This window comes from Azospirillum oleiclasticum (assembly GCF_013423485.1).
Lineage (GTDB): Bacteria > Pseudomonadota > Alphaproteobacteria > Azospirillales > Azospirillaceae > Azospirillum > Azospirillum oleiclasticum.
Map to the genome: position 1 here is coordinate 21,867 of NZ_JABFFR010000059.1, position 6,398 is coordinate 28,264.

Below are 6,398 nucleotides of genomic sequence, written 5' to 3' on the forward strand. Positions count from 1 at the left end.
GTGAGGGTCTTTGCCGCGGCTTCGCCCAACGTTCCTGCGACGAGCCCTCACCCGGCCGGCTGGCGCCGTCCACCCTCTCCCGGGGCGGGAGAGGGTTTTCCCCCTCACCCGGCGCTGCGCGCCGACCTCTCCCCAGGGGGAGAGGTGGAGAGGACGTCATGGGCGATTGACTCCCCCCACACCCCGGCCCCATCTCTGACGACGCGAAAAACCGGAGCGGAATGCTTATGAGCGGTGTGTTGGACGACGCCACGACCGAGGACCCGCGCAAGGATCGCGCCGGGGTGCAGTCGATCGTGCGCGCCTTCTCCATCCTGGAGGCGGTGGCGGCGGCGCGCGGCGGCATCGGGCTGGCCGAGCTGAGCAAGGCCGTGGCGCTGCACAACAGCACCACCTTCCATCTGGTCAAGACGATGCTGACGCTGGGCTATCTGCGGCAGGACCCGAAGACCAAGCGCTACCGGCTCGGCCGGCCGCTGTTCTCGCTGGCGGCCGGGGCGATGAACGAGGTCGATCTGGTCAACCAGGTCATGCCCTTCCTGGAGGAGCTGTCGGAGCTGACCGGCGAGACCAGCCATTTCGCCGTCACCTCCGGCGACGAGGTGGTGATCATCGCGCGGTCGGAAGGCACCGGCGCCTTCCGCCTGCGCGAGGGCACCGGCGCCCCACGCCCGGCGCACGCCACCGCCATCGGCAAGCTGCTGCTCGCCACCGGCGACGCACGCCACCTCCACCGCTGGCTGGAGACGCACCGGCTCGACGCCTTCGGCCCCAACACCATCACCGACCCGGTGCGGCTGCGCGAGGAGCTGGAGCGCGTGCGCGGAACCGGCATCGCCTACGACGACGCCGAGTTCCACCCGGAGCTGCGCTGCGCCGCCGTGGCGGTGCACGACTTCACCGGCCGGGTGGCGGGCGCACTCGGCTTCTCCGGGCCGGTCTGGCGCCTGTCGCTGGCGGTGATGCAGGACAAGGTCCGCCACCTGCGGGTGATCGCCGACCGCCTGTCGCGGGAGCTCGGCCATGGCGGGGTCGCCATCCAAGGCTAACCACTCACGACTGACCCTCACGGTGCACCGAAATGCGTCCGCCGTTCGCGGGCGTAGCGCACCAGTGCCAGGAACCGGTAGAGGCCGTGCACGAACTTGCCGTAGGGCATGGTCAGGAACAGCGCGAACACCACGCCCAGATGCACCGCCAGCAGCATCCCCATGGCCGGGGTGGCGCGGAACATCAGCAGCAGCAGGCCGGTCAGGCTGGTGAGGAACAGCATGGCGATGAAGGCGGTGTCCATGCCCAGCGACGGCTCGTCGCGCACCGCCGGCTCCCGCCGCCGCTTGGCGAGCAGCAGCCCGGCCGGCCCGAGCAGCAGCCCCAGCCCGCCCAGCGTGCCGAGCAGCACCGGCAGGTCGTACCAGGGGTAGGGCGCCTCCCGCCCCAGCAGGTAATGGTAGAGGGTGGCGACCGACGTCGCCGCGACGCACAGCAGGAAGCCGTAGAAGGTCAGGTGGTGGAACAGGCGGCGGTTGTCGGTCGGCCGCTCGTCCTCGTTCATGCAGCCGGCACCACCACCGTCGAGGTAGCGCAGTCGGCCGGCGTCCTTCACCGCCTGCCAGAGCGGCAGCGGATCGGCCAGCGTACACGCCGGCTCGCCGATGTCCAGCCAGAAGGCGCGCAGGCCCAGCGCCAGAGCCAGCAGCGCGTACAGGAACACGCCGCCGAACAGCAGCGCCATGGCGTTGTGCGGCATCAGCCGGTAGAAGGCGCCGGGGCCGTGGTGCGCGGCGAACAGCGCGGCCGGATCGACCAGCGCCGCGAAGCCCAGGATGAAGGCCGCCACCCCGCCCGCCGCCGCCAACGCCACCACCACGCCGTTGCGCGCGAACACCCCGGCGAAGGCCCGCGGCCAGACATAGGCGGCGTAGGATTCGGCGCGCAGCCGGGCCAGCGTGCGCGGCACGTTCACGTCGAACTCGTGCGGCGGCGAGAACTGGCAGTCATGGAAGCAGGCGCTGCAGCCGTGGCAGAGGTTGGCCAGATAGTGCAGGTCGCCGGCGGCGAAGCTGCGGCGCAGCTCCATCGCCGGGAACACGGCGCACACCCCCTCGCAGTAGCGGCAGGAGTTGCAGACCGTCATCAGCCGCTCGGCCTCGCGCAGGGTCGCGGTGGGCAGCGCCGTGCCGCCGGTACCGGCGGTGGTCATGTCAGTGGCGTGCATGGGCCGCGGCCTCCCTGCCGGCGACGCGCCCGAAGACGCCGCCGATGGTCATGCCGATGCCGGCGGCGTAGCCCTGGCCCAGGATGTTGCCGGCCATGATCTCCCCGGCGGCGAACATATTCTCCGCAGCACTCCCATCCGTCATCAGCATGCGCGCGCGGTGGTCGACCCGCGTCCCCAGATAGGTGAAGGTGATGCCCGGCCGCACCGGGTAGGCGTAAAAGGGTGCGGTGTCGAGCCGCCGCGCCCAGTGCGATTTGGGCGGGTCCAGCCCCTCCGTCCGGCAGTCGTCCAGCGTCTTGTCGTCGAAGTGTCCGGGGCGGACGGCGGCGTTGAAGCCGTCCACCGTCGCCTCCAGCGCGTCCGGATCGAGGCGCAGCCGCCCGGCCAGCTCGCGCAGCGTCGGCGCCTGGATCGGCGGGAACAGCGAGGGCATGAACAGCCGCAGCGACTTGGCGTCGAACAGGATGTAGGCGATCTGGTCGGGCTGGGCGGCGACCAGCCGGCCCCAGATGGCGTAGCGCTTGGGCCAGATGTCCTCGCCCTCGTCGTAGAAGCGGCGGGCGTGCTTGTTGACCACGATGCCGAACACCACGCAGTCCAGCCGGGTGATGATGCCGCCGTCGAATTTCGGCGCGCGGGCGTCGATGGCGACGGCGTGGCACTGGGTGGGATCGCCCACCGGCGCCACCCCGTGGTCGAGCAGCATGCGCAGCACGGTGCCGCGGTTGTAGCGGGTGCCGCGGATCAGGAAATTCTCCGCCACCGCGCCCCAATGGGCCTTCAGCCACTCGATGTTGGCCTCGAAACCGCCGGCGGCGGCGACCAGGGTGGTGGCGCGGACCTCCTCCGTCCCGGCCGGGCTGCGGACGGTGGCGGCGGTGAAGACGCCGTTGTCGACCGCGAGGTCGATGACCTCCGCGTCGTAGCGCACCTCGACCCCCAACCCCTCGGCCGTGCGGTAGAGCGCGTTCAGCATCGCCCGGCCGCCGCCCAGGAAGAAGGAGTTGGTGCGCCCGAGGCTGAGCGTGCCGCCCAGCGACGGCTGGAAGCGCACCCCCTGCTCGGCGATCCAGTCGAGCATCGATTTCGACTCGTGAATCATGAAGCGTGCCAGCGCCTCGTCGGTGTTGCCCTTGGTGACCAGCGTCAGGTCGGTCCAGAACTCCTCCTCGGTGTAGGGACCGGTCAGCGTGCCCGTGGCGGTGTCGTGGGCGCAGCGCATGTTGCGGGTGTGGCGCGTGTTGCCGCCCCGGTAGAATTTCGGCGCCCCTTCCAGCACGAGTACGGACGCGCCCGCACGGCGGGCGCTGATGGCGGCGCACAGCGCCGCGTTGCCTCCGCCCACGACCAGCACGTCGTGGCGGCTCCTTCGATCGACCATGCGTGACCAACCCGGAATTTGGATGCGCGGACCCTTGCCCGCGTCGTTCATGTATGCTGCTGTATACGCCGGTATACGTCAAGAGCGGGCGTGACCCGGCGCATGCCGACGCGACGGTACGGACGGGGAGGGCAGGGGCGTGTCAGAGGGTCGGGTCGTCGGGGGCGTCGGCGCGGTCGGTGAGCAGGCGCTGGCGCAGCAGCTTCAGCCGGGCGCGCTGGGCGTTGCGGATGTGGGTGCGGGCCGTGGCCTCGGCGCGGTCGGGGTCGCGGGCGGCGATCGCGGCGACGATGTCGGCGTGCTCGCCCAGCGCCGCCTGGAACCGCTCCTCCGCGGCCAGCGTGGTGCCGCCCAGCAGGATCATGGCGTCGCCCAGCGCCAGCAGCGCCTTCAGCAGATAGCGGTTGTGGCCGGCGCGGTAGAGGGCGGCGTGGAAGGCGCGGTTCAGCTCCGCCCGCGCGCCCAAATCCCCGGCCGCCGCCCGCTCGCTCTCCACCAGCTCGGCCAGATCCTGGATCTCCGCCTCCGACGCGTGGCGGGCGGCGTAGCGGGCGGCGGTGCCCTCCAGCATCTCGCGCATGTCGTACAGCTCGATCACCGACTGGTGGTCGAGCTGGGCGACGACCGCCCCCTGGTGGGGCGCGTGCACGATCAGCCCGTCGCCCTCCAGCCGCCGCAGCGCCTCGCGCACGGGAGTGCGGCTGATGCCCAGCCGCTCGGCGATCTCGTTCTCGCGCACCCGGCTGCCGGGCGGCATGACGCCGGTGGCGATGTCCTTCTTCAGGCGGGCGTAGGCGCGTTCGCCCCGGGAGCTGTCGCTGTCGGGCTGGGTCATGGCGGGCGGCTTCCGGTCGGGCGGCGGGGCAGGGTCGGGCGGCAGGATAGCCCAGCCGTCCGCCACCGGCCAACCCCCCATGCAGACGACCATGTCGCATGGCCTGCGACGATGTGATATTAGCCGACGCGACAACGGGGCGGGGGAGGGGCGTGTGGTGACGGGGGACGGGATCGCGACGGATCTGGTGGTGCTCGGCAGCGGCGCCGGCGGGCTGACCGCCGCCCTCACCGCCGCGCTCGCCGGGCTGCGGGTGGTGGTGCTGGAGCATGCCGACCGCATCGGCGGCACCAGCGCCCGCTCCTCCGGCACCGTGTGGGTGCCCGACAACCCCTATCTGCGCGCCGAGGGGGTGCGGGACGACGGCGAGCGGGCGGCGCTCTACCTCGCCTCCCTGGTCGGCGACCGGGGGACGGAGGCGATGTGGCGGGCCTTCCTGGCCGCGGCCCCGGCGATGGTGGAGGCGCTCGACCGCGACGCCGGCATCCGCTTCCGCCCCTACAGGACGGCACCCGATTACCGCCAGGACCAGCCGGGGGCCGCCACCGGCGGCCGTGCCCTGGAGCCGCTGCCCTTCGACGGGCGGCTGCTGGGGGCGGAGTTCGGGCGACTGGCGGCGCCGCTGCCGGAGCTGATGCTGTTCGGCGGCATGATGATCACGCGGGGCGAGGCGGCCAGCCTGCTGCGCGCCGACCGCTCGCTGTCCGGCTTCCTGCTCGGCGCGCGGCTGGTGCTGCGCTACGGCCTCGACCGGCTGCGCCACCCCCGCGGCACCCGGCTGGTGCTGGGCAACGCGCTGGTGGCGCGGCTGCTCAAGGCGGGGCTCGACCGCGGTGTGACCGTACGCACCGGCGTGACGGCGACGCGGCTCCTGCGCGAGGGCGGGCGCGTCACCGGCGTGGCGGCGGTGGGGGAGGGCGGGCGCCCGCTCACCGTGACCGCGGCGCGCGGGGTGGTTCTGGCCGGCGGCGGCTTCCCCTCCGGCGCGGCGTGGCGGCAGCGCCACCTGCCGGAGCCGGTGCCGGCGCACAGCCCGGCGGCCCCCGGCTGCGACGGCAGCACCCTGGATCTGGCGCTGGAGGCGGGGGCGGTGCTCGGGCCCTCCGGCCTCGACAACGCCCTGTGGTTCCCCAGCTCCATCGCCACGCGGGCGGACGGCAGCACCGCCGTCTACCCGCACATCGTGCTCGACCGCGCCAAGCCCGGCGCCATCGCGGTGGACCGCGGCGGCCGCCGCTTCGTCAACGAGGCGGTGTCCTACCACGAGTTCGTGCGGGCGATGTACCGGACCCGCGGCAACGACGGGGAGGTGGCGGTCTGGCTGGTCTGCGGCCGGGACTTCATCCGCCGCTACGGGCTGGGCCTGATCCGCCCGCGCACGCCGGTGCTGCGGCGGTACGTGGAGAGCGGCTATCTGGTGGAGGCGCGGGACGCGGCCGATCTGGCGCGGCGCATCGGTGTGCCCGCCGACGCCCTGGCCGACACGCTGGCCCGCTACGACCGCGCCGCGGCGCAGGGGCTGGACGATCAGTTCGGCAAGGGCGGGAACGCGTACGACCGCAGCAACGGCGACCCCGCCATACGCCCCAACCCCTGCGTCGCCCCGGTGGGCGCCCCCCCCTATTACGCGGTGCGGCTGGTGCCGACGCCGCTCGGCACCAGCCGCGGCCTCGCCACCGACACCAGCGCCCGTGCGCTCGACGCCGCCGGCGGCGTCATCCCCGGCCTGTACGCCTGCGGCAACGACATGCAATCGGTCTTCGGCGGCGAGTACCCCGGCGCCGGCGCCCAGCTCGGCCAGGCCATGACCTTCGCCTGGCTCGCCGCCCGCGACGCGGCGGGGTGAGCGACGGTCATACCTAGCCCTGATGAGTTCCACTCATCGGGGCTTGGTTGGGCCGTTGAGGCCCCGCGCCCACATGGGCGCGAAGCCAAGGCACGCGGATGCGGGCCGCCCGGCG

The 6,398-nt window shown here is 73.0% G+C and carries 5 protein-coding genes; 2 read left to right on the top strand and 3 right to left on the bottom strand.

Annotated elements, in window-relative coordinates; genetic code table 11:
* The first annotated feature begins 227 nt into the window (after positions 1-227).
* A complete protein-coding gene (locus tag HL658_RS34345) occupies positions 228-1,049 on the top strand; it encodes an IclR family transcriptional regulator (protein WP_180286782.1) in 822 nt (273 codons plus the stop codon).
* A gap of 17 nt (positions 1,050-1,066) precedes the next feature.
* Here HL658_RS34345 and tcuB read toward each other — a convergent pair whose 3' ends face one another.
* The 3 genes from tcuB to HL658_RS34360 all read right to left on the bottom strand — a co-directional run bounded on the left by tcuB (position 1,067) and on the right by HL658_RS34360 (position 4,437).
* Entirely contained in the window at positions 1,067-2,218 is a 1,152-nt protein-coding gene (tcuB, locus tag HL658_RS34350) for a tricarballylate utilization 4Fe-4S protein TcuB (RefSeq protein ID WP_246338233.1), read from the bottom strand.
* Positions 2,205-3,602 (bottom strand): FAD-dependent tricarballylate dehydrogenase TcuA, encoded by a 1,398-nt coding sequence (tcuA, locus tag HL658_RS34355; protein WP_180286783.1) that lies wholly within the window; start codon positions 3,600-3,602, stop codon positions 2,205-2,207. The genes tcuB and tcuA overlap by 14 nt, the downstream gene beginning before the upstream one ends.
* 142 nt (positions 3,603-3,744) lie before the next feature.
* Positions 3,745-4,437 (bottom strand): GntR family transcriptional regulator, encoded by a 693-nt coding sequence (locus tag HL658_RS34360; protein ID WP_180286784.1) that lies wholly within the window; start codon positions 4,435-4,437, stop codon positions 3,745-3,747.
* A 157-nt stretch (positions 4,438-4,594) separates the two neighbouring features.
* On the opposite strand from HL658_RS34360, the gene HL658_RS34365 reads away from it, so the two are divergent.
* On the top strand, positions 4,595-6,283 hold the full coding sequence (locus HL658_RS34365) for an FAD-dependent oxidoreductase (protein ID WP_211109925.1): 1,689 nt from the start codon (positions 4,595-4,597) through the stop codon (positions 6,281-6,283).
* Positions 6,284-6,398 lie beyond the last annotated feature (115 nt).

What these genes read in the sequence shown, in the direction of transcription:
- HL658_RS34345 (WP_180286782.1), top strand. Translation starts at nt 228, where the DNA reads ATGAGCGGTGTGTTGGACGACGCCACGACCGAGGACCCGCGCAAGGAT.
- tcuB (WP_246338233.1), bottom strand. Translation starts at nt 2,218, where the DNA reads ATGCACGCCACTGACATGACCACCGCCGGTACCGGCGGCACGGCGCTG.
- tcuA (WP_180286783.1), bottom strand. Translation starts at nt 3,602, where the DNA reads ATGGTCGATCGAAGGAGCCGCCACGACGTGCTGGTCGTGGGCGGAGGC.
- HL658_RS34360 (WP_180286784.1), bottom strand. Translation starts at nt 4,437, where the DNA reads ATGACCCAGCCCGACAGCGACAGCTCCCGGGGCGAACGCGCCTACGCC.